The organism is Sphingomonas melonis DAPP-PG 224, assembly GCF_000379045.1.
GTDB classification, from domain to species: Bacteria; Pseudomonadota; Alphaproteobacteria; order Sphingomonadales; family Sphingomonadaceae; genus Sphingomonas; species Sphingomonas aquatilis.
In genome coordinates, this window is record NZ_KB900605.1 from 729,297 (window position 1) to 753,963 (window position 24,667).

General features: G+C 67.7%; 24 protein-coding genes. 8 read left to right on the top strand and 16 right to left on the bottom strand.

Annotation, left to right across the window (positions count from 1 at the left end):
- Positions 1-48: 48 nt before the first annotated feature.
- The 3 genes from SPHME3_RS0103605 to SPHME3_RS0103615 all read right to left on the bottom strand — a co-directional run bounded on the left by SPHME3_RS0103605 (position 49) and on the right by SPHME3_RS0103615 (position 3,368).
- Positions 49-798: a hypothetical protein gene (locus SPHME3_RS0103605; RefSeq protein WP_020486651.1), complete on the bottom strand. Its 750-nt coding sequence runs from the start codon at positions 796-798 to the stop codon at positions 49-51.
- A gap of 294 nt (positions 799-1,092) precedes the next feature.
- Positions 1,093-2,079: an NAD(P)H-dependent flavin oxidoreductase gene (locus SPHME3_RS0103610; protein ID WP_029720472.1), complete on the bottom strand. Its 987-nt coding sequence runs from the start codon at positions 2,077-2,079 to the stop codon at positions 1,093-1,095.
- A 29-nt stretch (positions 2,080-2,108) separates the two neighbouring features.
- A complete protein-coding gene (locus SPHME3_RS0103615) occupies positions 2,109-3,368 on the bottom strand; it encodes an aspartate kinase (protein WP_017980650.1) in 1,260 nt (419 codons plus the stop codon).
- 53 nt (positions 3,369-3,421) lie between these two features.
- Between SPHME3_RS0103615 and ubiG the strand changes: the two genes are divergently transcribed.
- The 3 genes from ubiG to SPHME3_RS0103630 all read left to right on the top strand — a co-directional run bounded on the left by ubiG (position 3,422) and on the right by SPHME3_RS0103630 (position 6,466).
- A complete protein-coding gene (gene ubiG, locus SPHME3_RS0103620; RefSeq protein ID WP_018250565.1) occupies positions 3,422-4,183 on the top strand; it encodes a bifunctional 2-polyprenyl-6-hydroxyphenol methylase/3-demethylubiquinol 3-O-methyltransferase UbiG in 762 nt (253 codons plus the stop codon).
- A gap of 157 nt (positions 4,184-4,340) precedes the next feature.
- The gene (locus SPHME3_RS0103625; RefSeq protein WP_018250566.1) at positions 4,341-5,750 is read left to right on the top strand and encodes a hypothetical protein; all 1,410 of its coding nucleotides are present in this window, start codon (positions 4,341-4,343) and stop codon (positions 5,748-5,750) included.
- The gene (locus SPHME3_RS0103630) at positions 5,747-6,466 is read left to right on the top strand and encodes a polysaccharide deacetylase family protein (protein ID WP_017980647.1); all 720 of its coding nucleotides are present in this window, start codon (positions 5,747-5,749) and stop codon (positions 6,464-6,466) included. Before SPHME3_RS0103625 ends, SPHME3_RS0103630 begins: the two co-directional genes overlap by 4 nt.
- 289 nt (positions 6,467-6,755) lie before the next feature.
- Here the strand turns inward: SPHME3_RS0103630 and SPHME3_RS0103635 are convergent, their stop codons facing one another.
- The 3 genes from SPHME3_RS0103635 to SPHME3_RS0103645 are packed head-to-tail and all read right to left on the bottom strand — an operon-like array spanning position 6,756 to position 9,418.
- Positions 6,756-7,940 (bottom strand): glycosyltransferase, encoded by a 1,185-nt coding sequence (locus SPHME3_RS0103635; RefSeq protein ID WP_017980646.1) that lies wholly within the window; start codon positions 7,938-7,940, stop codon positions 6,756-6,758.
- A gap of 3 nt (positions 7,941-7,943) precedes the next feature.
- Positions 7,944-8,477 (bottom strand): DUF2141 domain-containing protein, encoded by a 534-nt coding sequence (locus SPHME3_RS0103640; protein ID WP_017980645.1) that lies wholly within the window; start codon positions 8,475-8,477, stop codon positions 7,944-7,946.
- Positions 8,474-9,418, bottom strand: coding sequence for a hypothetical protein (locus SPHME3_RS0103645; protein WP_017980644.1), 945 nt, complete (start codon positions 9,416-9,418; stop codon positions 8,474-8,476). Before SPHME3_RS0103645 ends, SPHME3_RS0103640 begins: the two co-directional genes overlap by 4 nt.
- Positions 9,419-9,531: 113 nt before the next feature.
- Here SPHME3_RS0103645 and SPHME3_RS0103650 point away from each other — a divergent pair, with 113 nt between their 5' ends.
- Entirely contained in the window at positions 9,532-10,674 is a 1,143-nt protein-coding gene (locus SPHME3_RS0103650; protein WP_017980643.1) for a glycosyltransferase, read from the top strand.
- A gap of 6 nt (positions 10,675-10,680) precedes the next feature.
- On the opposite strand, the gene SPHME3_RS0103655 is transcribed toward SPHME3_RS0103650, so the two are convergent.
- Genes SPHME3_RS0103655 through pyrE form a run of 5 tightly spaced genes read right to left on the bottom strand, consistent with a single transcriptional unit; the run spans position 10,681 to position 14,479 of the window.
- Positions 10,681-11,745 carry an AI-2E family transporter gene (locus tag SPHME3_RS0103655; RefSeq protein WP_017980642.1) on the bottom strand — a complete coding sequence of 355 codons (1,065 nt, stop codon included), beginning with the start codon at positions 11,743-11,745 and terminating at the stop codon, positions 10,681-10,683.
- Positions 11,746-11,761: 16 nt separating this feature from the next.
- On the bottom strand, positions 11,762-12,715 hold the full coding sequence (gene lepB / locus SPHME3_RS0103660) for a signal peptidase I (protein WP_017980641.1): 954 nt from the start codon (positions 12,713-12,715) through the stop codon (positions 11,762-11,764).
- Entirely contained in the window at positions 12,712-13,122 is a 411-nt protein-coding gene (acpS, locus tag SPHME3_RS0103665; protein ID WP_017980640.1) for a holo-ACP synthase, read from the bottom strand. Before acpS ends, lepB begins: the two co-directional genes overlap by 4 nt.
- 47 nt (positions 13,123-13,169) lie before the next feature.
- Complete coding sequence (locus tag SPHME3_RS0103670; protein ID WP_017980639.1) at positions 13,170-13,901, bottom strand: pyridoxine 5'-phosphate synthase; 732 nt, start codon at positions 13,899-13,901, stop codon at positions 13,170-13,172.
- A complete protein-coding gene (gene pyrE, locus SPHME3_RS0103675; protein WP_024310309.1) occupies positions 13,898-14,479 on the bottom strand; it encodes an orotate phosphoribosyltransferase in 582 nt (193 codons plus the stop codon). The genes SPHME3_RS0103670 and pyrE overlap by 4 nt, the downstream gene beginning before the upstream one ends.
- 208 nt (positions 14,480-14,687) lie before the next feature.
- Here pyrE and coxB point away from each other — a divergent pair, with 208 nt between their 5' ends.
- From coxB to SPHME3_RS0103695, 4 genes are all read left to right on the top strand, one after another.
- Positions 14,688-15,845 (top strand): cytochrome c oxidase subunit II, encoded by a 1,158-nt coding sequence (gene coxB / locus SPHME3_RS0103680; protein WP_018250567.1) that lies wholly within the window; start codon positions 14,688-14,690, stop codon positions 15,843-15,845.
- Position 15,846: 1 nt separating this feature from the next.
- Entirely contained in the window at positions 15,847-17,508 is a 1,662-nt protein-coding gene (gene ctaD / locus SPHME3_RS0103685) for a cytochrome c oxidase subunit I (protein WP_017980636.1), read from the top strand.
- A 454-nt stretch (positions 17,509-17,962) separates the two neighbouring features.
- The gene (locus SPHME3_RS0103690) at positions 17,963-19,711 is read left to right on the top strand and encodes a DUF1800 domain-containing protein (RefSeq protein ID WP_231292072.1); all 1,749 of its coding nucleotides are present in this window, start codon (positions 17,963-17,965) and stop codon (positions 19,709-19,711) included.
- A gap of 5 nt (positions 19,712-19,716) precedes the next feature.
- Positions 19,717-21,102 carry a DUF1501 domain-containing protein gene (locus SPHME3_RS0103695; protein WP_017980634.1) on the top strand — a complete coding sequence of 462 codons (1,386 nt, stop codon included), beginning with the start codon at positions 19,717-19,719 and terminating at the stop codon, positions 21,100-21,102.
- Positions 21,103-21,105: 3 nt separating this feature from the next.
- Here SPHME3_RS0103695 and SPHME3_RS0103700 read toward each other — a convergent pair whose 3' ends face one another.
- The 5 genes from SPHME3_RS0103700 to fdxA form a co-directional block, all read right to left on the bottom strand.
- Positions 21,106-21,807, bottom strand: a complete 702-nt coding sequence (locus SPHME3_RS0103700) for a GIN domain-containing protein (RefSeq protein WP_017980633.1) — start codon at positions 21,805-21,807, stop codon at positions 21,106-21,108.
- 44 nt (positions 21,808-21,851) lie between these two features.
- Positions 21,852-22,577 carry a head GIN domain-containing protein gene (locus tag SPHME3_RS0103705; RefSeq protein WP_020486648.1) on the bottom strand — a complete coding sequence of 242 codons (726 nt, stop codon included), beginning with the start codon at positions 22,575-22,577 and terminating at the stop codon, positions 21,852-21,854.
- 66 nt (positions 22,578-22,643) lie between these two features.
- Positions 22,644-23,372 carry a GIN domain-containing protein gene (locus SPHME3_RS0103710; RefSeq protein WP_017980631.1) on the bottom strand — a complete coding sequence of 243 codons (729 nt, stop codon included), beginning with the start codon at positions 23,370-23,372 and terminating at the stop codon, positions 22,644-22,646.
- 147 nt (positions 23,373-23,519) lie between these two features.
- Complete coding sequence (locus SPHME3_RS0103715) at positions 23,520-24,053, bottom strand: CarD family transcriptional regulator (protein WP_017980630.1); 534 nt, start codon at positions 24,051-24,053, stop codon at positions 23,520-23,522.
- A 209-nt stretch (positions 24,054-24,262) separates the two neighbouring features.
- Positions 24,263-24,604: a ferredoxin FdxA gene (gene fdxA / locus SPHME3_RS0103720; protein ID WP_017980629.1), complete on the bottom strand. Its 342-nt coding sequence runs from the start codon at positions 24,602-24,604 to the stop codon at positions 24,263-24,265.
- Between the last annotated feature and the right edge of the window lie 63 nt (positions 24,605-24,667).

The following is a 24,667-nucleotide window of genomic DNA, read 5'->3' on the forward strand; positions in this document are numbered from 1 at the left end:
ACCCAACCCGGCCCTAGGGGAAACCCTTAGCCGCGCCCGCGCACCGCCTTATTGCGTGACGGTGCCGGCATCGGCGAAGGCGCTGGGGTCCAGTTTGAGGCGCGGATGCGCCGCCGGCGTCGCGGCCGGCACCGCCTGCACGACCAGCGGGCGCGGGGTGAACGGCGTCACGCTCGCCATTCGCGTCGCCGCAGCCTGTTGCGCGCGCCATGCGTCATAGGCCGCGTAGAAATCGGTAAACGGCTTTTCGAGCACGGCGAGCCGGCCGGCCGCGAAGGCGGGCAGGTCTGCGGGTGCGACGCCCTGCACGTCGGTCAGCGTCGCAGCGGCGGCGTTGCAGAAGGCCTCATGCGCCGGCACCTGGCTGAAGAAATTGTAGAGCCGCGTCATCGCGTCGTCATAGCGGTCCTGCCAGTCGCCGCCGCCTGCCTTGAACTCGCTCGCGAGCCGCGTCTGCGCGGAGGCGAGCATCGCCTTCTGCGCGGTGAGCAAAGTGTTGTAATCCGCGACGACCTGGGCTGATTCGGGGCCACGGCAGGCAAGCGCCGCGACGTTCAACGCCGCGCGTAGGTGCCAGACCGCGCCGTCGGCGCTGAGGTTGCGATTCGGCGTCGCATAGCGGCCATCGGCCATCAGTGCGGGGATCGGCATGCCGACATAGGCGCCCTTCGGCATCGTCAGCGGCGCGGGGGCGGGCTTGGGCAGCGTCGCCACGACGGGCGGCGGCTGCACCCGGCGCGTCGCACAGCCGGCGAGGAGCGCCAGCACGGTCATGGAAATGGCAATCGAACGGCGCATCGTCCCGGCGTCCCTTTCGCCCCCCGGCATGTGAGGGCGACTCTGCGGTCGGATGGTTAACGAAGCGTTAGCGGTGCGGTGAGCCGCGAGCGGCTCGGGATAGGGCGCGCTATGGATGACGCTGGGGAATGGGGCCGCCCCCTCGCCCGGTCTCCTTCGTCACCCCGGACTGGTTCCGGGGTCCACCGGGCTGCACGGGGAAGGCAGGAGGCTCACGCCATTCCCCTCGCCGCAGAGTGAACCCCGGAACGAGTCCGGGGTGACGGCGTGGGTGGGGCTATTGCATGGCCCCGATCACGCCGCCCGCTTGTCCAGCGCCGTGGCCGCCTCCGCCATCAGGCTGGCGATGATGTCCGCGATCGGCTCTTCCTTGGTCACCATGCCGACCGACTGGCCGGCCATCACGCTGCCGTGCTCGACGTCGCCGTCGATCACCGCGCGGCGCAGCGCACCGGCCCAATAATGTTCGATCTGCAACTGCGCCTCGGCCATCGCGACGCTGCCTTCGTCCAGACTCTGCGCCACTTCGCGCTGCTTGGCGGTGAACAATTCCCCGCCGGCGTTCTTCAGCGCGCGCACCGGGATCACCGGCAGGCGCGGGTCGATCTGCACGCTCGCCACCGCGTCGCGGGCGCTGGCGCGAATGAACGCCTTCTTGAAATTGGGGTGTGCGATCGATTCGGTCGCGCAGACGAAGCGCGTGCCGAGCTGCACGCCCGCCGCGCCCATATCGAGGTATCCCGCGATCGCCTCGCCGCGGCCGATGCCGCCGGCGACGAACACGGGCACCGATTCGGCGATCTCGGGCAGCATCTCCTGCGCGAGCACGCTGGTCGAAACGGGGCCGATATGGCCGCCGGCCTCCATGCCCTCGATCACCAGCGCGTCGACGCCCGACCGAATCAGCTTCTTGGCGAGCGCCAGCGTCGGCGCGAAGCAGATGACCTTGGCGCCGCTGTCCTTGATCGCTTCCAGCGACCCCTTGGGCGGCAGCCCCCCGGCGAGCACGACATGGCCGACGTTGTGCTTGGCGCACACCGCGATCAGGTCGAAGAGCGCCGGGTGCATGGTGATGAGGTTCACGCCGAAAGGCTTGTCCGTCAGCGCCTTCGTGCCCGCGATCTCGGCATCGAGCAGTTCGGGCGTCATCGCTCCGCACGCGATCACGCCGAACCCGCCGGCGTTGGACATGGCGGCGACGAGGTTGCGCTCGCTGACCCACGACATGGCGCCGGCCATGATCGCCACCTCGCTGCCGAGGAACGCGGCGCCGCGCGCCATGCGGCGCGTCAGGCGCTCTTCGCCGACGCTCACGCCGCCGCCTCTGCGTCGAGGCCATAGGCGGTGTGCAGCACGCGCACCGCGAGCTCGGTTTCGTCCTCGTGGATCAGGACCGAGACCTTGATCTCGCTGGTCGAGATCGCCTGGATGTTGATCCCGCGCGCGCCGAGCGTGGTGAACATCGTCGACGCGACACCCGCATGGCTGCGCATGCCGACGCCGACGACCGAAATCTTGGCGACGCGCGTGTCATGGACCAGTTCGCCGAAGCCGATCGCCTCACGCCCCTGGTTCAGCGCCTCGAGGCTGCGCGCCAGATCGGCGGACGGCACCGTGAAGGTGACGTCGGTCGAGCCGTGGTTGTGCGCAATATTCTGGATGATCATGTCGACGTTGATGTTCGCCGCCGCCAGCGGTTCGAAGATCGCCGCCACCGCGCCCGGCTTGTCAGGGACGGATGTCAGCGTGATCTTCGCTTCGTTCTTGTCGTGCGCGATGCCGGTGATCAGCTGGCGTTCCACGTCGTCAATCTCCTCTTCGCCGACGATCATCGTGCCGGGCAATGTATCCGCCATCGGCGCGTCCTCGCCCGTGAAGGACGAGAGCACCTGGACGCGGACCTGTTCCTTCATCGCGAGGCCGACCGATCGGGTCTGCAACACCTTCGCGCCGACGCTGGCGAGTTCCAGCATCTCTTCGTACGTCACCTTGGCGAGCTTCCGCGCGCGCGGAACGATGCGCGGGTCGGTGGTGTAGACGCCATCGACGTCGGTGTAGATGTCGCAGCGGTCCGCCTTCACCGCCGCCGCGACCGCGACCGCCGACGTATCCGACCCGCCGCGCCCCAGCGTGGTGACGCGGCCATCCTCCGACCGGCCCTGAAAGCCGGGGATCACCGCCACCTCGCCCGCCGCCATGCTGGCGAGCAGTGCGTCCGTCTCGATCGTGCCGATCCGCGCCTTGGCGTGCGCATCGTCGGTATGGATCGGCAGCTGCCAGCCGAGCCAGCTGCGCGCCTGCACGCCTGCCGCCTGCAAGGCGATCGCCAGCAAGCCACTGGTGATCTGTTCGCCCGCGGCGACGACGACGTCATATTCGCGTGGGTCGTACAGCGACGAGGCTTCGCGGCAGAAGCCGACCAGCCGGTCCGTCTCGCCCGCCATCGCCGATACGACGACCGCAACCTCATTGCCCGCCTCCACCTCGCGTTTGACGCGCGCCGCAACGCTCCGGATGCGCTCGATCCCGGCCATCGACGTGCCGCCGAACTTCATCACGATACGTGCCATCGCGTCTCGCCAAACTCCTTGGGTGAAAGGGTGCGCCCTGATAGGTAGCGGCCATGGCAAGCGCAAGCAGCACGATCGATCCCGCCGACGGCGTTACCGGCGCCACCACCATCGACCCCCGCGAGGCCGAGCATTTCGGACGCATGGCGAAGGACTGGTGGGACCCCAAAGGCTCGTCGGCGATGCTCCACAAGCTCAACCCGGTGCGGCTGCGCTACATCAGGGCCGCGATCGACCTGCATTGGGACGGTGACGACACCAGCTTCACGCCGCTCGCCGGCAAGGCGGCGCTCGACGTCGGCTGCGGCGCCGGGCTGCTCGCCGAACCGCTCGCCCGGCTGGGCGCGGCCGTCACCGGCATCGATGCGGCAGCGGAAAATATCGCGGTGGCAGAAGCGCATGCGGCGATGATCGGGCTCGCCATCGATTACCGAGCGACCGGCATCGAACGCATGACCGGCCGCTTCGACCTCGTCACCAGCCTCGAGGTCATCGAGCATGTCAGCGACCCCGCCGGCTTCGTCCGCGGCCTCGCCGAAGCGCTGAACGACGACGGCCTGCTGATCCTGTCGACCCCCAATCGCACGCCGCTCTCCCGCCTCGCGCTGATCACGCTGGCGGAAGGCACTGGCCGCATCCCGCGCGGCACGCACGATTGGGACAAGTTCCTGACCCCCGAAGAGCTCACCGACCTGATCGAACGCGCCGGCCTGACGGTGACGGACGTGACGGGGCTGAGCTTTTCGCCCGCAACCGGCTTCACCTTGAGCGATTCGACCACCCTCGATTATTTCGTGACGGCCAAGCGCGTCTAAGTCCTCCCTCGCTTTAGCGGGGAGGGAGACCGCGACCAAAGACCGTGATGGAGGGGGCGTTTCCACCAACACGACGCCCACCGCGTCCGCCCCCTCCGTCACCGCTATCGCGGCGCCACCTCCCCCTGGCGGGGGAGGAATGATAACGGGGCGGCCCATGCCACTGTTCACCAACCCTCGTTTGCGGCTGCCCCTGCTGATCCTCGTCGCCATCGCGGCACGGGCACTGACGTTCGGCAATCCGGTCGTCCACGTCGACGAGGAATTCTATTATTTTACCGGCACCGCGCTGTGGCACGGCCTGCTGCCGTTCGTCGATGTGTGGGACCGAAAGCCCGTCGGCCTATTCCTGCTTTACGCCGTCCCCGCCGGGCTCGGCTTTCCCGCCGGCATCTGGGCCTATCAGGCGATGGCGCTCGCCAGCCTGATCGCCACCGCGGCGCTCGTCGCCCGGCTCGCGACCCGCGCCGGATTCGCCGCCGGCGCCACCGCAAGCGCGCTGGCTTATGTCCTCTGGTTCGACCTGCTCGGCGGACAGGGCGGGCAGTCGCCGGTCTTTTACAATCTGCTGATGATCGGCGCCGCGCTGCTCGCACTACGCGGCACGCAGCGCGCCGGCCTCGCGGCGATGGCGCTGGTCGGCGTTGCGCTGCAGATCAAATATTCGGTGGTGTTCGAGGGGCTGTTCCTCGGCCTGTGGCTGCTCGCTGACGACTGGCGCGCGCGCAAAAGCCCCGGCGACCTAATCGGATACGGCATCGCCCTGGTCGCACTTGCAATGCTGCCCACCGCGCTCGCCGCTGTCGCTTATGCGGCGATCGGCCAATGGGACGCCTTCGTCTACGCCAATTTCTTGTCGATCTTCCACCGCAACCCGGACCCGCTCGGCGAGCTGGCCCGCAATCTCGGCCAGATCGTCCTCGTCATCTCGCCGATCGTCGCGATCGCCATTCTGGCGCTGCACCGGAGCGCGATGACGCGCGCGCGCCGCTTTGTCGCACTGTGGCTCGCGGTGTCGATCGCAGGCGTCATCGTGTTCCGGCCGTGGTTCGACCATTACAGCCTGCCCGTCCTGCTGCCCGCCTGTGCCGCTGCGGCGGGCCTGCTGGGGCGCGACGACTGGCAGCGCTGGCGCACACCCACCCTGCTGCTGACCGCCGCGCTCGCCGGGCAGATCACGCTCGTCATCCAGCGCCTGGAACGGGGCGAGGCACGCGAGTTCGCCGCGCTCAGCGCTGCGGTTGGGCGAGGGCCGGGGTGCCTGTGGGTCTATTCGGGCAGCACGATGCTGTACGTCTCGACCGCACGCTGCGCGCCGTCACGCTATATCGTGCCGAGCCACCTCGCCCGCACGCGCGAAGCCGGCGCCACCGGCATCGACCAGCAAGGCGAAATCCGCCGCATCCTCGCCACCCGCCCCGCCGTCGTGGTGATGCGCCCGCCCTATGGCGGCGAACGGCCCGAAGCGCGCGCGGCGGTGATGGCGGCAATGGCCGCCGACTACGCCCTCGCCGCCGCACTGCCGATGGGCAACGAGACGATCAGCGTCTATAAACGGCTGCGATGAAACGCCTGTTCGCCTCGATCCACGACGTCTCGCCCCGCTTCGAGGGCGAGGTCGACCGCCTGCTCGACCATCTCGCACCCCATGTCGGCCGGCGCCTCGCGATGCTGGTGGTGCCGGACCATTGGTCGAGCGCGCCGATCACGCCGGCGTTCGCGACGCGCCTGCGTGGCTGGGCGGACGAGGGCATCGAGATGTTCGTCCACGGCTGGACGCACCGCGACGACAGCGCCCACACCGGCGCCGCCGCGTCGCTGAAGGCCAAGCACATGACCGCGGGCGAAGGGGAGTTTCTGGGCCTCAGCCATGCCGAGGCGCTGATCCGCATGCGCCGCGGCAAGGCGTTGGTCGAGGACATCACCGGCCGCGCCGCCACCGGCTTCATCGCGCCGGCCTGGCTGTATTCGCAGGGCGCGCGCGCGGCGCTGAAAGATGCCGGCTTCGCGTTGGCGGAGGATCATGCGCGGGTGTGGCAGCCCGGCGGCGAGGTCGTCGCCCGCGGGCCGGTCATCACCTGGGCGAGCCGCAGCCGGCCGCGGCAGTTGAGTTCGCTGTTCGCCGCGGGGGCGCTGCGGCATGTACTGCAGCCGACCAGGAACGTGCGCATCGCGGTACATCCGGGCGACACCACCGTGCCGGCGCTGATGCGCAGCATCACGACGACCTTCGCGGCGTTCGGGGGGCACAAGCCGGCCGCTTATGCGGAATTGCTAGGCTAACCCCACCCACTCCGTCACCCCGGACCAAGTCCGGGGTGACGGTGAGAGAAGATCGCCTACTCAGCCGCCAAATGCGAGCCAGCGCCCTTGGTGATCACCTTAGGTTGATCCAGCATGCAAGGCATACGTCGGCGGTCGAAGCGGGTCGTTCGACGAACCCTCTACCACCCACCCCGTCACCCCGGACTTGGTCCGGGGTCCACCGGGCCGCAAGGGGGTGGCAAGAGGCTCGAACCGCCCCCCTCGCCGCGGAGTGGACCCCGGACCAAGTCCGGGGTGACGCAGGATATCAAGCGCTGCGCCGCATCCCGTCCTTACGCGCGATCACATCGGCGTAATGCGCGACCAGCTCCGCCGCGTGCTGCTCGTCGGTGCGCACCTTGCCCGCCGCGACGCCGGCCGCGCGGCGCACCACGGCGCGGTCGCGTGCCAGCATCCGCAGGATCGCGTCGGCGCACGAATGCGCGTCGCGCTGGGCATAGACCTCGGCGAACAACGGCTCGGCGATTTCCGCGGTGCCGCCGCCATCGGGCACGATCAGCGGCGTGCCGCTTGCCAGCGCCTCGGCGGGCACCAGCCCGAACGTCTCCGTCCCGCAGCCATGGATATAGGCGTCCGCGCTCGCCATGATCGTCGCGAGGCGGCGGCGGTCGTAGACCGGGCGGAACAGACGGATGTGCGGATTGGCGCCGATGTGCCGTTCCAGCGTCTTGGTATCCATGCCCTGGCCCAGGATGACGAGGCCGACCGGCGCCTGCGTGCCGACGCGGCGGACCGCGTCGATCACCGTCGGCCAGCGCTTTTCGGGATGGTGGCGCCCGACGCCGAGCAGCAGGTGTGCGTCCGCCGGCAGCCCGCATTGCTGGAGCAGCGCGACGCGGAGCGCCTCGTCGCGCAGGCTGGGCGAGAAATGCGCGCGCTCGATCCCCAGCGGCATCGTCGCATCGACGCGCACGCCGCGCGCGCCCAGCTGCTTGGTCAGCGACGGGCCGTTGGTGACGATCGTGTCGTACTGGTCGAAACAGTGCGTCAGATAGCGATCGTACCACGAAAACGCCCGCTCGATCCGCGGCGCGGAGGCGAAGGTCTTGAGCCAGCGCTTCGGATAGGCTTCGACATTGTCGTTGTGCAGGAAGAACGAACGGATCGCCCGCCCCTTCCACTGCGCGACGATCCAGGCCGAGCGCCACGGTGAGCAATTCTCGACGACGTCGGGGTCCAGCGCATCGAGCCGACGGTGGATCGGCTCGGCATCCCAGAACAGGCCGTAATTGGCGTCGAACGGCATGCCCGGCGCCTTGATATAGTGGATCGCGCCGCCGCCGGGTCGTTCCTCGATCCGATCCTCGCGACCGGGGGCGAGCACGATCAGCTCATGCCCCATCGACGCCAGCACCTCGATCTTGCGATCGATATAGGTGCGCACGCCGCCGCCGGTCGGCGAGTAGATCTCGTTGACGTCGACGATCCGCATCGCTCAGTCGCCCTTGACCGGGCCGAACCCGCCCAGGCCGCGCAGATATTGCATGCGGACGGTCCGCTCCACGGTGCCGCCGCCGACATCGATGATCGCCTGATCCACCTTTGGCCGCGACATGCCGAGCTTCCCCGTGCCGACGAAGCCGGCACCGTCCTGAAAGAAGTTGAACTTGTTCTTGCCGTCGCGGTCGTGCGTGACGAGCAGCGCATAGCGGCCGGGGCGCGGCACGCGGATGCAGACGTTGACCGGGCCGCTGCCCGGCGTATTCGCCCAGACGCGGCGGAAGGTCTTGCCCTCGGCGACGAGATTGTCGTCGTCCTTCAGGAAATCCGCTTCGGTCGCCGGATACAGTTCCAGCTTAATGCGGCCCTTGCGGTCCTTCAGGCCCGTCACCTGCACCAGAATCGCCGACCCGCCGCCGGCGCTGCACGCCGCGGCATCGCTGCCCAGCACCTGCGCGCCGGCCGGCGTTGCCGCCATCAGCAGTGCCGCGGCGAGGATCGCACGCTTGGTCATATCCGGCGTCTTCATACCCGTTTCCTGGTCGCGAGATGGTAAAGGCTGAACCCCAACACAAGCACCGCATGCAGCAGCAGCACGGCGGCGGCGGTGAAGGCGATCAGCTCCGACAAGGCCTGATCTTGCCCGATCATCAGGATCGCAAAATTGGCGAAAAGGAGGTCCTTGTTGGGCAGCAAAGGCAGGCGCGAGAACAACATACGCCCCGCCGACAGGAACACCCAGATGCCGAGCGGCACGCTGGGCATCGCCAGCGCCCAGGCCAGCGCCAGGAAGAACGCCCCGCCGACGAGGCGCAGGCAGTGGATCCCGAACACCGCCCACAGGTCGGCGCGCGGCAGCGAGAACACCTTCCGCGAAAAGATCAGGAAGGGCAGCGACGTGCCGAAGATCACCGCGAGGCTGCCGTAGACGTAGCGGACCATGTCGTGCGGGATCAGGTTGCGCCCGACCGGCAGTGCGATCGCGATCATCGCCAGCGTCACCGCATTGCCGGCGATCGCCGACAGGATCGACACGTCTTTCACCGCCCCGAACGGCGCCGCGACCAGCTGCGCGCGCTGGCGGGCCCAGGCGTAGAAATAGGCCTCGCCCGAATAGCCCATCACGACATCGTTCGAGATGCGCTTCTTGTTGAGCGCGACGAAGCCCGCCGCGGGAATCCGCCACAGCCGGTAGAAGATCCAGTAATCCGCAAGCGGCGGGATGAAATACAGCGCCAGGAATGCGAGATAGAACCACGGGCTGTGCGGCGTCGCCCGCTCGAGACCGTCCAGCCCCGAGCTCAGCAGCTCGTGCGCGAGACCGCCGAGCATGGCGAGCGTCACCAACCCGCCGATGATCGCCGGCCAGCGGCTGCGAATCGTCTTCAGGGGCTGCAGCCCGTCGATATCGGAGGAGGAGGACGGTTCGGTCTGGTCCGGGAACCCGTCTGCTTTATGATCGATCTGCACCCAGTGGTCCGAACATGAAGGTGGCGCGATGTAGCCGGCAGCGCGCCGACTTGCACATGAATTCCCTTTCACTGTCGTCTCGGGCAGCAATATGGCAAGAGGCGTAACGAACCATGGCCGCGACCCACATCCTCACCTACGCGCAGGACCTGGCCGGTGGCGGCGTCGAGCGTGCGCAATTGCGCCTTGCGCGCGGCTGGCTGGCCGCCGGACGTCGCGTCACGCTCGCGATCGGCGATGCCAGCGGCCCCCTGGCGTCCGAAATTCCACCCGGGCTGGAGATCGTGCCGCTCGGCAATCGCGGCTATCTGACGCAGGCGCGAATCGCCGACTGGGTCCGCAAACATGACCCCGATGTCATTTTCTGCGGTGGCAGCCATTACACCTTGGTCGCCGCCTGGCTGCGCTGGCGGCTGGGTGCGGACTGCCCGCCGATCGTCGGGAAATTATCCAATGCCGTGACGCGCGGCGATCATGGCCGCGTCGCCGATGCCGCGCATCGACTGTGGCTGGCGCAGCACGGCCGGTTCCTCGACCATCTCGTCGCGATGACGCCCGCCACCGCGGCGCAGGCCGCGCGCCTCACCGGCATGCAGCGGCGCACCAGCGTGATCCCCAACCCGCCCGCACCGCGGATCGTCGATCCGACTGCGCCGGCGATCCCCCTGCCGCCGGGCCGCGTCGTGTTGGGCGTCGGCCGCCTGGTGCCGCAGAAGCGCTGGGACCGGCTAATCGCCGCCCTGCCGCTGATGCCCGACGACGTGCAGGTCGTGATCCTGGGCGAAGGCGAATTGCGTGGAGCGCTGGAGCGGCAGGCGCGCGAGGCGGGGCTGGCGAACCGCGTCCATCTGCCGGGCCATGTCGCGGACCCGATCGCGGCGATGGCGGCGGCCCGCGTGCTCGCGCTGCCCTCCGATTACGAAGGCGTACCGGGGGTCTTACGCGAATCGCTGTCGGTGGGGACGCCGGTCGTATCGACCGCGTGCAGCCCGTCGGTACGCGAGATCGTGTCCTCGCCCACGTTCGGCACGGTGGTAGCGGCGGACGACCCCACTGTCTTCGCCGCGGCGCTGACCCGCTGGCTCGATGCGCCGCGCCCCGATCCGGTCGCGCAGCCGGGCAGCGATTCGGCCGACCGCTATCTCATGCTGTTCGATCGACTGGCGGGCGAAGTCCGCGCCAGCCAGAAGGCGCGGCGCGGGGCCTATGCCGGCGCTGGCACCTTACCCGTGCCGGCGACGCAGCCGCTGTCCTGACCAGCGTCAGCCCTCGGCGCCGTCGTCCCGCTCCGATTCGCGTTCGGCGCTGCGCTCCAGCGCGGTCTTGACCATTGCGGTCATCGGGTCGGCCAGCGCCAGCCCCAGAATGCCGAACAGCGCGCTCGCCATGATCTGTGCGCCCAGCGTCAGCGCCGGCGGCAAGTCGACGGTCTTCTTAGCGACGATCGGCAGCAGCACATAGCCGTCGAACCCCTGCACGATCACATAGGTGCCGATCGCCCAGAAGCCGACATGCGTGCCCGCCGAAAAGCCCACCGCGATCATCAGCGCGCCGCTGATGAAGGCCCCGATATTGGGGATGAAGGCGAGCAGGCCGGTGAGGATGCCGAGGATCATCGCCATCGGCACGCCACCGATCGCCAGCGCGGTGCCGGTCAACACGCCCTCCGCGACCATGCCGAGCAGGCGCCCGGCGAGCAGGCGACGCAGCGTCTTGCCCATCCGTTCGAGAACGGTCGCGAATTCGGTGCGATGATCGCGCGGCACCATCCATTCCAGCCCGCGCTGGTAGGTGCGCGGGTCCATCGCGACGAACAGGCCGATGACGATGATCATGAACATCGTCGTCAGCGCACCGAAGGCGGTGCCGACCCACGAGGTGATCCGCCCGACCGACGACAGCGCCTGTTTGGCGATGCCGCTGACGTCGGACGCGCCGGGCATCAGCCCTTGCGAACTCAGCCAGCTCGCCGCGCGATTCGCCTGCGTTTCCAGCGTCGAGCGCAATTGCCCGAACTGGTCGGCGACCTGCACGCCGGTGAGGTAGAAAGTGCCGATCAGGAAGGCGATCGTCAGCAGCACGACGATGAGCAGCCGCCAGCCGCGCCCGATCGGAAGCACCTTGCCGAGCAGCCGCACGCCGCCGTCGAGCAGCGCCGCGAACACGAGGCCGGCGAAGATGATCAGCAGTGGCTGGACCAGAATCACCGCCAGCGCGATCGCGCCGGCAAGGCCCAGCCAGACGGTCGCGCGCTTCAGCTCGCGCCGGACGAACGGATCGCGCAGCTCATTGGGGCTGGCCTCCCGCGTGAGCGGCGCGTCCGTCATCGTGATGGTCCTTGCGTCAGTGGGTCTGGGCGGGATGGAGCGACAGGCCGGCGCGGCCCGAGCGCAGCGATCCCCACCAGGTCAGCGGGTTGAGCGTCGCATCGCCATCGAGGCTGAAGGTCAGGAATTCCGCACGGCCGCCGAGATTTTCATACGGCACCGGCCCGCCGAGACCCAATTGGGTCAGCGGAAAACGGCTGTCCGCCGAGCGATCGCGGTTGTCGCCCATCAGGAAGACATGGTTGGCCGGAATGGTCACCGGGCCATAATTGTCGCCGGGGCTGTCGGGTTCCAGATCGACGGTGTCGTAGTGGCGGCCGTTCGGCAGCGTTTCGGTGACGATCGGCAGGTGGCATACCTCGCCCTTGCCCCCCGGCGCCGGGCGCTTGGCACCGTAATAGTCAGTTTCGCTGCACGGGCTGTTGGTGTCGACCGGAATGTCGACATAGTGGAGCGGCCCGCGTTTGATCGGCTTGCCGTTCAGGATCACCGTGCCGCCACGTACCGCCAGCGTATCGCCAGGCAGGCCGATGACGCGCTTGATGTAATCGTTCTGCGTGCCGGGCGGCGTCACGATGACGACATCGCCGCGCGTCGGCAGGCTGCCGAACAGGCGGCCGTGGATGAACGGCAAGCCGACGCTCCAGCTTTCCTCGGGCCGGCGCAGCACCAGCCCCTTGAAGATCGCGACCGGGTTGGGGATCGTCGGCGAGACGAACGACCAGCCATAAGCGAATTTCGACACCACCAGCCGGTCGCCGACGCGCAACCCCGGCAGCATCGACTCGCTCGGGATATAGAAAGGCTTGGCGACGAAGCTGTGGAAACCGAGCACGATCAGGACGAGCCAGAAGATGCCCTTCACCTCACCCCACCAGTCGGTCGTCTTCTTGGGTGACGCCTCGGCAGGCGGCGGCGCTACCGTCCCGTTCTGAGCGGACTCGTTACCGTCCAACACCGCTTCCTTCATGCTCTGGGGTCCGGGATCGCCTCGATGATCACAAAGGCCTGCGCCCAGGGATGATCGTCGGTCAGGGTCAGATGTACATGCGCGAGGTGGCCCTCGGGGATCATGGCGTCAAGCCTGTCCTTCGCACCGCCGGTGAGGCTGAGCGTCGGCGCGCCGGAGGGGGCGTTGACGACGCCGATGTCCTTCATGAACACGCCCGCCTTGAAGCCCGTGCCGACCGCCTTCGAAAACGCTTCTTTCGCGGCGAAGCGCTTGGCGAGCGTGCCGGCCTTGGTAAACGGCCGCTTCGCGGCCCGCGCGCGCTCGGCATCGGTGAAGACGCGGGTTTCGAAGCGATCCCCGAACCGGTCGAGCGACTGCTGGATCCGCTCGATATTGCACAGGTCGGAGCCCAGGCCGACGATCACAACCCCATTCCTCCCCGCGCTGCGCGCGGAGAGGAATAAGGCAGCTTTCACCCACGCGCGGCATCCATGTCCTCGCGCATCCGCCGCACCGCGCCATCGAGGCCGACGAACAGCGCCTCGCCGATCAGGAAATGGCCGATGTTGAGCTCCCGCACCTGCGGGATCGCCGCGATGGGCCCGACATTGTCGAAGGTCAGGCCATGGCCCGCATGCACCTCGATCCCGTTCTTCGCCGCCAGCGCCGCGGCGTCGGACAGGCGGCGCAGTTCGGCGGTGCGCGCTTCGCCGTCCAGTTCGGCGTAGCGGCCGGTGTGCAGCTCGACGACCGGCGCGCCGAGGCGGATCGCCGCATCGATCTGCGCGGCATCGGGCTCGATGAACAGCGAGACGCGCACCCCCGCCTCGCGCAGCTGCGCGACGATGGGCGACAGGCGCTCGAACTGCCCCGCCGCGTCGATCCCGCCCTCGGTCGTGCGTTCCTCGCGCTTCTCGGGCACGATGCACGCCGCGTGCGGGCGATGCTTCAGCGCGATGGCGAGCATCTCGTCTGTCGCCGCCATCTCCAGATTGAGCGGCACGGTCAGGCCGGTCGCCAGCCGCGCGATATCGTCGTCGGTGATGTGGCGGCGATCCTCGCGCAGATGCGCGGTGATGCCGTCCGCCCCCGCCTCGACCGCCAGCAGCGCCGCCCGCACCGGGTCGGGATACCCCGACCCGCGCGCATTGCGCACCGTCGCGACGTGATCGATGTTGACGCCCAGCCGCAGATGCCCGGTCATGCCGCGCGGCTCCCCGGCTTGATCGCGGGGATCGCTTCCAGTTCGGGCGGCAAGGCGTCGGGCTGGTAGGTCGGCACGTCGAGCCGGATCAGCGGGAAAAAGGGTACGTCGAACGCCGCCTTGCCGCCCGACCGATCGACCAGCGAAGCCATGGCGATCACGCGCCCGCCCGCCGCCTCGATCGCGGCAATCGCCTCGCGGCTCGACAGGCCCGTGGTGACGACGTCCTCCATCATCAGCACCTCCTGGCCCGGCTCCAGGCGGAAGCCGCGGCGCAGCTCGAACGTGCCGGTGGGACGTTCGACGAACATCGCCTCGACGCCCAGCGCACGCGCCATCTCATGGCCCGCGATCACGCCGCCCATCGCGGGGCTGACGACCGCGCTGATCCTTGCCTTCAGTTCGGCGGGAATGCGCTGCACCAGCGCGTCGGACAGGCGGGCGCCACGGCGCGGGTCCATCAGCACGCGCGCGCATTGCAGGTAGCGCGAGCTGCGCAGGCCCGACGACAGGATGAAATGCCCTTCGAGCAGCGCGTCCGCGGCGCGGAATTCGGCCAGCACGTCGTCGTCGGTCATCGTCATTCGTCCCGCACAGGAAACCGTATTGTCGGCGCTCATAGGTACTCCGTCCCGCCCCCTCAAGCGCCCGGCCACCATAAACATGGGGGTAACGCTTGAGGCGGGGCGCCCTGCCGCGTATAGCCGTGGCAAAAGGGGTGCATTCGTGTGCCCATAACGGCCCGTTGCCGGGCGGGCGAGGGAACTGAACGGGGTGACGACACGCATGCGCATGAGGTTCAAGGGAATCGTGCTGGCCGCAGGGCTGGCGCTGACCGGCCTGGGGGCGAGCGCCGTGGCGCAGGCCCCCGCGTCGCCCACTCCGCAAGGGGCCGCTGCCCCGGCGGGCGTGTCCAATATCGCCCCCACCACCGCCAACGCTACCGCGCCGGCGGCACCGGAATCGCCCGCGCTCGCGATGGACGGCGCGCCGGCGATGACCGCCAAGCCCGGCGTCGGCCACCCGGTCGCCGGCCGCATCGGCTTGCAGCCGCAGGTGACGACCAATGGGCAGTTCGCCCACTGGTTCCACGATTCGATCCTGCTGCCGCTGATCGTCGCGATCAGCGTGCTGGTGCTGCTGCTGCTGATCTGGGTCGTGATCCGCTATCGCCGCGCCGCCAATCCGATCCCGTCGAAGACCAGCCATAACACCGCGATCGAAGTGATCTGGACGCTGGCGCCGGTCATCATCCTGGTGCTGATCGCCGTGCCCTCGATCGGCCTGCTGCAGGCGCAGTTCAAGCCGGCTCCGGCGGGCGCGGTGACGCTGAAGGCGATCGGCAATCAATGGTATTGGTCGTATCAGTACCCGGATAACGGCGGGTTCGAAGTCACCGCCAACATGCTGAAGGAAAAGGACCAGGTCGCCAAGGGCGAACGGTTCCGCACCGATGCCGACGGTCCCCGCCTGCTCGCGGTCGACAATCGCATCGTGCTCCCCGTGGGCGTGCCGATCCGCCTGATCACCACCTCGCAGGACGTGATCCACAGCTGGGCGGTCCCCGCCTTCTGGATCAAGCTCGACGCGGTGCCCGGCCGCCTCAACGAGACGAGCTTCACGATCAAGGAACCCGGCCTGTACTTCGGCCAGTGCTCCGAATTGTGCGGCGCGCGCCACGCCTTCATGCCGATCGCCGTCGAGGCGGTGTCTCCTGCGCAGTTCGCCGCATGGGTGAAGGCCAAGGGCGGCACGATGCCCGGCACCAAGGCGCCGTCGGACAAGGTGATCCCGCAGCCGGGCGCCGAAGGATCGGCGACCAAGCAGGCGGAAGCCAAGGCCGCCGACGCCGTCACCGGCCCGGTCACCAACGCGACGACCGCCGCCCCCACCACCTCGCAGGGTGCGACCGGCAATCCGGCCACCGGCAACGCGGGACAGTAAGATGACCGATACCGCCCTTCACCCCAACGCCTTCGTCGCGCACGACGACCACGCGCACCACGACGCGGACCACAAGCCGGGCTTCTTCGCCCGCTGGTTCATGTCGACCAACCACAAGGACATCGGCACGCTGTACCTGATCTTCGCGATCGTCGCGGGGATCATCGGCGGCGCGATTTCCGGCCTGATGCGCGCCGAGCTTGCGCAGCCGGGCATCCAGTATCTGGTCGGCTGGGCGAACTTCCTGCCCGGCGGCGACGGCGGTCTCGACCACGCGCTCCATCTCTGGAACGTGCTGATCACCGCGCACGGCCTGATCATGGTGTTCTTCATGGTGATGCCGGCGATGATCGGCGGTTTCGGCAACTGGTTCGTACCGATCATGATCGGCGCGCCCGACATGGCCTTCCCGCGGATGAACAACGTCAGCTTCTGGCTGCTCATCCCGGCATTCACGCTGCTGCTCGCCTCGCCCTTCTTCGGCGGCGCCGGCACCGGCTGGACGGTCTATGCTCCGCTGTCGACCTATGGCGAGCCCGGACCGTCGGTGGACATGGCGATCCTGTCACTCCACCTCGCCGGCGCAAGCTCGATTTTGGGCGCAATCAACTTCATCACCACCATCTTCAACATGCGCGCACCCGGCATGACGCTGCACAAGATGCCGTTGTTCGTGTGGTCGGTGCTGGTCACCGCCTTCCTGCTGCTGCTCTCGCTGCCGGTGCTCGCCGCGGCGATCACGATGCTGCTGACCGATCGTAACTTCGGCACGACGTTCTTCGATCCGGCCGGCGGTGGTGACCCGATCCTGTACCAGCATCTCTTCTGGTTCTTCGGCCACCCCGAAGTGTACATCATGATCCTGCCGGGCTTCGGCATCGTCAGCCAGATCATCGCGACGTTCAGCCGCAAGCCCGTCTTCGGCTATCTCGGCATGGCGTACGCCATGGTCGCGATCGGCGTCGTCGGCTTCGTCGTGTGGGCGCACCACATGTTCGTCACCGGCCTCAGCGTGAACGTGAAGATGTACTTCACCGCCGCGACGATGGTGATCGCGGTGCCGACCGGCATCAAGATCTTCAGCTGGATCGCGACGATGTGGGGCGGTTCGCTGACCTTCAAGACGCCGATGGTCTGGGCGATCGGCTTCATCTTCATGTTCACCGTCGGCGGTGTCACCGGCGTCGTGCTCGCCAACGGCGGCATCGACGATTACATGCAGGACACCTATTACGTGGTGGCGCACTTCCACTACGTGCTCAGCCTCGGCGCGGTGTTCGGCCTGTTCGCCGGCTTCTACTACTGGTTCCCGAAGATGTTCGGGAAGATGTACAACGAGTTCCTCGGTCAGGCGCACTTCTGGGTGTTCTTCATCGGCGTGAACGTGTTGTTCTTCCCGATGCACTTCCTGGGCCTGCAGGGCATGCCGCGTCGCTATCCGGACTATCCGGATGCCTATGCGACCTACAATGCGCTGGCGACGCACGGCTATGAGATCATGGCCGCGGGCATGGCGATCTTCTTCGTCAACGTGATCTATTCGCTGATCGCGGGCCCGAAGGCGCCGGACAATCCCTGGGGCGAAGGTGCGACGACGCTGGAATGGACGCTGTCCTCGCCGCCGCCGTACCACCAGTTCGAAACGCTGCCAAAGATCGACTGACGGTGTGAGGCGCGTAGCCAAGGCTAGGCGCCGGTGCGGCGAAAGTCGCACACACCGGGCACGGCCGCGATCGATCCCCGCCTCCGCGGGGACAGGCTTACGGGATTCTCTCCCGTGACCGGCCAGCAATGAAAGACGAAGCCCCGGAGCGTTGCTCCGGGGCTTTCCTTTTGCCGAGAGTCCTCACCGGATTTGGCGGGTGGGGGACAGGATGAGCGAGCATCCCCCCGCGGCGCAGTGGACCCCGGAACACGTCCGGGATGACGACGTGGGTGGGGCGAGCCGTACCTGCCATTCCCTCGGTTCGTAACGCATACGACCAATCCGGCCCTGTATGCGCCGACTTGAGGCCACACCCTGCTTATCCGTTAACACTTTGACACGTATGATGTCGGCATCTTCGATACGTCGGCAGGTGGGTGCCGCCGTCGCGGGGGTGGGGACCGACAATCATATGCTGGACGCGGAACGGGCGGGCGCGGGGGCGTCGCCGGAGGACGTGGGCGACACCGGAGCGGGCGATGCGCCGACGCTGCCGATCGCCTTGGGCGGAGCGACGGGCGCTTCCGCCGCGCTGAAGATCGGCAGCGCGATCGCACCCGCGGTACTGCTTGCGGCCTGCGGCGGCGGAGGCGGCGGGTCGACGCCGACACCAACCGCATCGACACCGGTTGTCGTCACGCCCGCCGCGATCACCGCGACCCAGGCGAGCCGCTTCCTCGCGCAGACCACGATGGGGGCGACGCGCGCGATGATCGATACGGTCATCAGCCGCCGCTACGAAGGCTGGATCGACGACCAGTTCGCCTTGCCACGCGCGACGTCGCACTGGGACTGGCTGAACGCCAACGGCTATAACGTCGCCGCCAACATCAACAGCGAGACCGGCTTCGACGCGACGATGTGGCGGCAGATGATCGTCGAGCCCGATCAGCTGCGCCAGCGGATCGGCATGGCGCTGCTCGACATGCTCGTCGTCGGCATCGGCGGCGTAAACCTCAACTGGAAACAGTTCGCCACCGCCGCCTACGTCGATGTGCTGCTCGACAATGCATTCGGCAATTATCGCACGCTGATGGGCGCGATCACCACCAATGCGGCCATGGGATCGTTCCTCACCTTCCTCGGCAATCGCAAGGCGAACACGACGACCGGCGCGCAGCCCGACGAAAATTACGCGCGCGAGCTGATGCAGCTGTTCACGCTGGGCCTGTACCAGCTCAACATGGACGGCAGCGTCAAGACGAACGGCGGCACCCCGCTGGAAACCTACGGCCCCGCCGACGTCAGCGGTCTCGCCCGCGTGTTCACCGGCCTCAGTCTGGCGAGCAACGTCAGCACGACACCCGATCGCTATCGCCAGCCGCTGGTGATGAACGCGGCGATCAACGAAACGGGCAGCGCAACCTTCCTCGGCACCACCGTCAGCGGCGGCGGTACGGCGGCGGTGGACAAGGCGCTCGACACGATCTTCGCGCATCCCAACCTGCCGCCGTTCGTGTCGAAGCAGCTGATCCAGCGGCTCGTCACCAGCAACCCCAGCCCCGCCTATGTCGGCCGCGTCGCGTCGGTCTTTGCCAACAACGGCTCGGGCACGCGCGGTGACATGAAGGCCGTGATCAAGGCGATCCTGCTCGATACGGAGGCGCGCAGCGACGACACGCTAACCGGCACCACCGCCGGCAAATTGCGCGAGCCGGTGATGCGGCTCACCGCTTGGGCACGGCTTGCCAAGATCAACTCCGCGTCGAACGCCTGGGCGTTCGGCGACACGTCCAGCCAGTCCACCCGGCTCGCCCAATCGATGGGGCGCAGCGGATCGGTCTTCAATTTCTTCCGCCCCGGCTATGCGCCGCCCGCCACCGGGATCAGCAACGCCGGCCTCGTCGCACCCGAATTCCAGATCACCAACGAACAGAGCGTCGTCGCCTACGTCAACTACATGCAGGGTCTGGTCGCCAACGGCACCGGCGACATGAAGCCCGACTATAGCGACCTGACCGCCAAGGCATCCGACAGCGCAGCGTTGGTCGACGAGATCAACGTCGTGCTGGCTGCCGGCCAGCTGAGCAGCGCCACCGTCACCGCGATCCGCGCGGCGGTGGACAGCGTCGCGACGACCGCGACCAACGCCGCGACCAACCGCGTCGGCATCGCCCTGCTACTGACGCTCGCCTCCCCCGACTTCCTGACGCAGCGGTGACCATCATGGACACGACCCGCGATTCCTCCCGCCGCGCCTTCCTGAAGCGCTCCGCCGCTTTGGGGCTTGCCGGCGTCGCCACCCCCTTCGTCACCAGCCTTGCCGCGATCGGCGAAGCCGCGGCGGCCACCGCGACCGATTACAAGGCGCTGGTCTGCGTCTTCCTGTACGGCGGCATGGACTATGCCAATACGCTCGCCGCCTATGACGCGGACAGCTACGCCAAATATCTGGCAGCGCGATCGAACATCGCGCTGACCCGCGAATCGCTTAGCAGTACACTGCTCAATCCGGCGACCGGCCTGGCCAACGGTCGGCAATATGCGCTGGCGCCGACGATGGGATCGCTGCTGCCGCTGTTCGATGCAGGCAAGCTCGCGGTGGCGCTCAACGTCGGCACGCTGGTGCAGCCGACGACGAAGGCGCAATATCAGGCGAACAGCGTGAAGCTGCCGCCCAAGCTCTTCAGCCACAACGACCAGCAAAGCTATTTTCAGGCGTCCAACCCCGAAGGTGCGACCAGCGGTTGGGGCGGGCGGATGGGCGACCTGTTCCAGTCGGGCAATGGCGCGGCGACGCTGACCTGCATCAACGCGAGCGGCAATGCGGTGTACCTGACGGGCAAGTCGGCGGTGCAATATGCCATCGGCACCGGCGGCCCGATCGCGCTGCTCAACAATGCGACGTCGCTCTACGGGTCGACGGCCGCGGCGGCGACGTTGCGCAGCCTGATGACGGGCAGCAGCGGCAATCTGTTCGCCGACGAACATGCCCGCGTCTCGAAGCGTGCGCTCGACACCTATTCACAGGTCACCAGCGCACTCGCCGGAGCGCCGGCCAGCGGCTTCTCGCTATTCCCCGGTAACAACGGCCTTGCCGACCAGCTGAAGATGGTCGCGCGGCTGATCGCCGTCTCGTCGCAGCTGGGCGCGAAGCGGCAGGTGTTCTTCGTGTCGATCGGCGGGTTTGACCTGCACGACAATCTGGTCGCGCAGCATCCCGGGCTGATGGGCAAGGTCGCCGATGCAATGCGCGCCTTCTACGACACGACCGTCGCACTCGGCGTCGCGGATCAGGTGACGAGCTTCACCGCGTCCGATTTCGGGCGGACGTTGCAGTCGAACGACGACGGATCGGATCATGGCTGGGGCAGCCATCATTTCGTGCTGGGCGGTGCGGTGAAGGGCCGGCGCTTCTATGGCACCCCGCCGGCGATCGGCAACAACACCGCCGATGACGTGGGACAGGGCCGCCTGCTGCCGACGATCTCGGTCGATCAATATGCCGCGACGCTGGCGAACTGGTTCGGGGTGAGCAGCGGCAATATGACGACGGTGCTGCCCAATATGGGCAATTACAATGCGTCGAGCTGGAACCTGGGCTTCGTCTGACGCTCAGCCGCAGGTGACCGGGGCGCCGGCGGGCGCGACGACGCGGCACTTCGGCCGGCCGGAGACCTCGACGGTGCCGAGGCCGGTACTCGTCACCTGCGCGGTATAGCGCGCCTGCGCCCGAACGGTCCCCGGTCCGTCGAGACGGACGACCACGTCGCCCGCGTCAAGGGCGCGTGCATCGATCGTCCCCGATCCGCCGTCGAAAAGCCGCGCGGCGCCGACGCGGCCGGCGAGCGTGATCTGCCCGTCCCCCACCTGCTGCGCGGCAAGGCGATCGCCATCCACCGACGCCGCGCCGATCGTTGCGGCGCCCATTGCGGCAAGATCGATGCTGGCGCCCTTCAGCTGGGCGGCCGAGACTTTGCTCGCCCCCGTCACGCTGATCGCGCTTAACCGCGGCGTCGACAACAGGATGCGCAGCGGCGTGGTGGGGCGCGCCCGATCCTGCTCGGTCCAGGTGCCAGCGCGCGCGGTCCGGATCGTCAGCGTCGATCCCTCGACGCGGATGTCGACGTCGCCGATCGCGCCATCATCGCCCACCACGGTCGCGCCGGGCGATCCCGTCGTGACCGTCACCTCGAAGGCGCCGAACACCCGCAACCGATCGAAGCTGCCGATCGACACGCGCCGCTCCCCCGCGCTCGCCGCCGATGGCAGCGCGAGGGAGGACAGGACCAGCAGGGCGGAGACGGGACGGATCATGGTCGCAGCCTCGCACCGCCGCCACGCGGCGGCAAGAGCCTGCGTTATCGGCCGCAGCGAACCGAACCCGATCCCTTCTTCGATACGTCGCACTGTGCCGCCGCGCCCAGATCGACGTTGCCCGATCCCATCAGCTCCACCTTCGCCCGGCCGCTGACGGCGGCGCGGACGTTGCCCGATCCGGCGACGGTCACGTCCGCCTCGCCGACGCGCAGACCCGCCGCATCGAGGCTGCCCGATCCCATGACGTTGGCCTCCAGTCGCTTAATCGCTCCCCCGGCGCGCAACGTGCCCGCACCCGCGATATTCACCTCGGCCGCATCGGTGGTCAGCGCGGCGATGTTGAGATCGCCCGATCCGGCGATATTCGCCTCGAACGTCGTGCCTTCGATCCGGTCGACCGTCATCGTACCGGATCCGACGATATTGGCTTCGGACAGGCGCGGCAGCGTCACGAAAACCTTCACGCCCTTGCCGCCGCCAAAGCCGAACACACGCTTCTGGCGCCCGATCACGAGGTCGCGGCCATCACGCGCGATGCGCAGCCTGTCGAGTTCGTCCGCCGGCCCCTCGGCGCGCACGGAAAAGGCGGTGCCGGCGCGCACGTCGACATCGTCGCCACCCGCCACCGCGATCCGGTCGAACCCCTCCACTGCATAGGTGCGGGTCGGTCCGCTGCCGCTCGCGGGCACGGTGCTGCCCTCGTCGCTGCCGACCGAGCAGGCGGTCAGCGATGCCGCTCCCATCAACGCGATTGCAATCCGGTGCATGGCCTGTCCCCTCTATGTGTATTGCTTAATTAATACACATAGAGGGGCATCGCAAGTCGTCTGCGGTCAGTTGCCGCAGCGCACCCGCCCGCCGCCGACCTTGCTGACCGTACAGCGCGCCTGCGGCCCCAGATCGACCATGCCGCTGCCTGCCATCGACACCTGCGCGGGACCGCTTACGGTCGCACGGACCGTGCCCGACCCGCCGACGGATACCTGTGCGTTGGAGGCGCGCAGACCGGCAGCGGCGATCCCGCCCGAACCGCCGACATTGGCCTCCAGCGTGCCCACCGTTCCTGCGGCAGAGATCATCCCCGATCCGCCGACGTTGAATTCTGCGGTCCGCGCATCGAGCGCGTCGATGCGCAGCGATCCCGATCCGCCGACACCGGCCGAGAACCGGTCACCGCCCGCGCGATCGGCGTTGAGGCTGCCCGATCCGCCGACACTGGCGGCACGGAGCGCGGGCATGGTGACGTGGACGACGATCTGCCGCTCCATCGCGCTGCTCTCGCGCTCGTCATAGCGCCGTCCGACGACCAGCGCCGATCCATCGCGCGCGATGCGGAAGTTGACGAACGCCGCCGCCGGCCCCTCTGCCCGCACGCTATAGCCATTGCCGATATGGACGACGACCCGTTCCGACCCGCCCAGCCGGATCGCATCGAAATTGCGCACCGGATAGACCATCGCCTCACCCTGCCGCTGCCCGGCGATACCAGGGCCATGGTCGCGTTCCGCGGCGATCGCAGCGGTGGCGGCGAGCGGGATCAGGGCAAGCGCAAGATAGTTCATGGCGGGCATCCTCTCGTGGTGTGGCCGGATGCTAGCGTATCGCCTACAGATGTAAACAGAAGATCGTTTGGAGGAGGCACGACCGGCCAAACGAAAAAGGGCGGCCCGTTGCGGGGCCGCCCTCTTCGATGGCACGAGGCGAACGGCTTACGCCGGCACCTTGTCCTTGTTGTAGATCGCCGCGGCGGCGCGCAGGATGTCGAGGATCTTTTCCTGCGCCTTCAGCTCGTCCACCTCTTCCATCGCGGCGAGTTCGCGCGCGAGGCGGCTGCACGCCGCTTCGAAGATCTGGCGTTCCGAATAGCTCTGCTCGGGCTGGTCGTCGGCACGGAACAGGTCGCGGACCACTTCGGCGATCGACGCGAGGTCGCCCGAATTGATCTTCGCTTCATATTCCTGCGCGCGGCGCGACCACATGGTGCGCTTGACCTTGGGCTTGCCCTTCAACGTCTCCATCGCTTCGCGCATCGTCTTGTCCGACGACAGCTTGCGCATGCCGACCGACTCGGCCTTATTGGTGGGGACGCGGAGCGTCATGCGCTCTTTTTCGAAGCGGAGCACGTACAGCTCCAGGCTGGTTCCGGCGATCTCCTGCTTCTGCAGTTCGATCACACGGCCGACGCCGTGCTTGGGATAAACAACGTAATCACCGACATCGAAGGACAATGCCTTGGCAGCCATGAACGGGCCTTTCTAAGGTCGCATCGCTCGCGTGAACGGTCCGTGGCGGAAAACCGCTGGGCAGGACCGACGAGGATGGTTGGTACGAGTGTCTCCTGATCGGGCATGACTCATCCTGCCCGTCGTGGACCCATTTAACACACTCGCAACAAAATTACCAGCGCGGTTGAGTCGCTTAGCTTCGCTCAACCCACTGGAATCGCGCAACCTCAGTCGCCGGCACCCGGCTCGGGCGAGAAGAATTTGTCGTACTTGCCCTCGACACCCTTCATCGCGTCCGCGTCGGGCGGCGTCTGGTCCAGCTTGCGCGTGACGTTGGGCCATTGCGCGGAGAAGGTCGTGTTGAGCTCCAGCCACTGTTCCAGGCCGCTCTCGGTATCGGGCAGGATCGCCTCGGCCGGGCATTCGGGTTCGCACACGCCGCAGTCGATGCACTCGCTGGGGTTGATGACGAGCATGTTCTCGCCTTCGTAGAAGCAGTCCACCGGACACACCTCGACGCAGTCCATATACTTGCAGCGGATGCAGGCATCGGTGACGACGTAGGTCATGGGGCTTCCTTGCGGCCTTGGGCGATCGATCTCCGCCCTGTGAACCAAGGGACGAAGAACGGG

Excerpts from the sequence above, each read along its gene's own strand:
- SPHME3_RS0103605 (WP_020486651.1), bottom strand. The coding sequence starts at position 798 with ATGCGCCGTTCGATTGCCATTTCCATGACCGTGCTGGCGCTCCTCGCC.
- SPHME3_RS0103610 (WP_029720472.1), bottom strand. The coding sequence starts at position 2,079 with ATGGCGCGCGGCGCCGCGTTCCTCGGCAGCGAGGTGGCGATCATGGCC.
- SPHME3_RS0103615 (WP_017980650.1), bottom strand. The coding sequence starts at position 3,368 with ATGGCACGTATCGTGATGAAGTTCGGCGGCACGTCGATGGCCGGGATC.
- ubiG (WP_018250565.1), top strand. The coding sequence starts at position 3,422 with ATGGCAAGCGCAAGCAGCACGATCGATCCCGCCGACGGCGTTACCGGC.
- SPHME3_RS0103625 (WP_018250566.1), top strand. The coding sequence starts at position 4,341 with ATGCCACTGTTCACCAACCCTCGTTTGCGGCTGCCCCTGCTGATCCTC.
- SPHME3_RS0103630 (WP_017980647.1), top strand. The coding sequence starts at position 5,747 with ATGAAACGCCTGTTCGCCTCGATCCACGACGTCTCGCCCCGCTTCGAG.
- SPHME3_RS0103635 (WP_017980646.1), bottom strand. The coding sequence starts at position 7,940 with ATGCGGATCGTCGACGTCAACGAGATCTACTCGCCGACCGGCGGCGGC.
- SPHME3_RS0103640 (WP_017980645.1), bottom strand. The coding sequence starts at position 8,477 with ATGAAGACGCCGGATATGACCAAGCGTGCGATCCTCGCCGCGGCACTG.
- SPHME3_RS0103650 (WP_017980643.1), top strand. The coding sequence starts at position 9,532 with ATGGCCGCGACCCACATCCTCACCTACGCGCAGGACCTGGCCGGTGGC.
- SPHME3_RS0103655 (WP_017980642.1), bottom strand. The coding sequence starts at position 11,745 with ATGACGGACGCGCCGCTCACGCGGGAGGCCAGCCCCAATGAGCTGCGC.
- lepB (WP_017980641.1), bottom strand. The coding sequence starts at position 12,715 with ATGAAGGAAGCGGTGTTGGACGGTAACGAGTCCGCTCAGAACGGGACG.
- SPHME3_RS0103670 (WP_017980639.1), bottom strand. The coding sequence starts at position 13,901 with ATGACCGGGCATCTGCGGCTGGGCGTCAACATCGATCACGTCGCGACG.
- pyrE (WP_024310309.1), bottom strand. The coding sequence starts at position 14,479 with ATGACCGACGACGACGTGCTGGCCGAATTCCGCGCCGCGGACGCGCTG.
- coxB (WP_018250567.1), top strand. The coding sequence starts at position 14,688 with ATGCGCATGAGGTTCAAGGGAATCGTGCTGGCCGCAGGGCTGGCGCTG.
- ctaD (WP_017980636.1), top strand. The coding sequence starts at position 15,847 with ATGACCGATACCGCCCTTCACCCCAACGCCTTCGTCGCGCACGACGAC.
- SPHME3_RS0103690 (WP_231292072.1), top strand. The coding sequence starts at position 17,963 with ATGCTGGACGCGGAACGGGCGGGCGCGGGGGCGTCGCCGGAGGACGTG.
- SPHME3_RS0103695 (WP_017980634.1), top strand. The coding sequence starts at position 19,717 with ATGGACACGACCCGCGATTCCTCCCGCCGCGCCTTCCTGAAGCGCTCC.
- SPHME3_RS0103700 (WP_017980633.1), bottom strand. The coding sequence starts at position 21,807 with ATGATCCGTCCCGTCTCCGCCCTGCTGGTCCTGTCCTCCCTCGCGCTG.
- SPHME3_RS0103705 (WP_020486648.1), bottom strand. The coding sequence starts at position 22,577 with ATGCACCGGATTGCAATCGCGTTGATGGGAGCGGCATCGCTGACCGCC.
- SPHME3_RS0103710 (WP_017980631.1), bottom strand. The coding sequence starts at position 23,372 with ATGAACTATCTTGCGCTTGCCCTGATCCCGCTCGCCGCCACCGCTGCG.
- SPHME3_RS0103715 (WP_017980630.1), bottom strand. The coding sequence starts at position 24,053 with ATGGCTGCCAAGGCATTGTCCTTCGATGTCGGTGATTACGTTGTTTAT.
- fdxA (WP_017980629.1), bottom strand. The coding sequence starts at position 24,604 with ATGACCTACGTCGTCACCGATGCCTGCATCCGCTGCAAGTATATGGAC.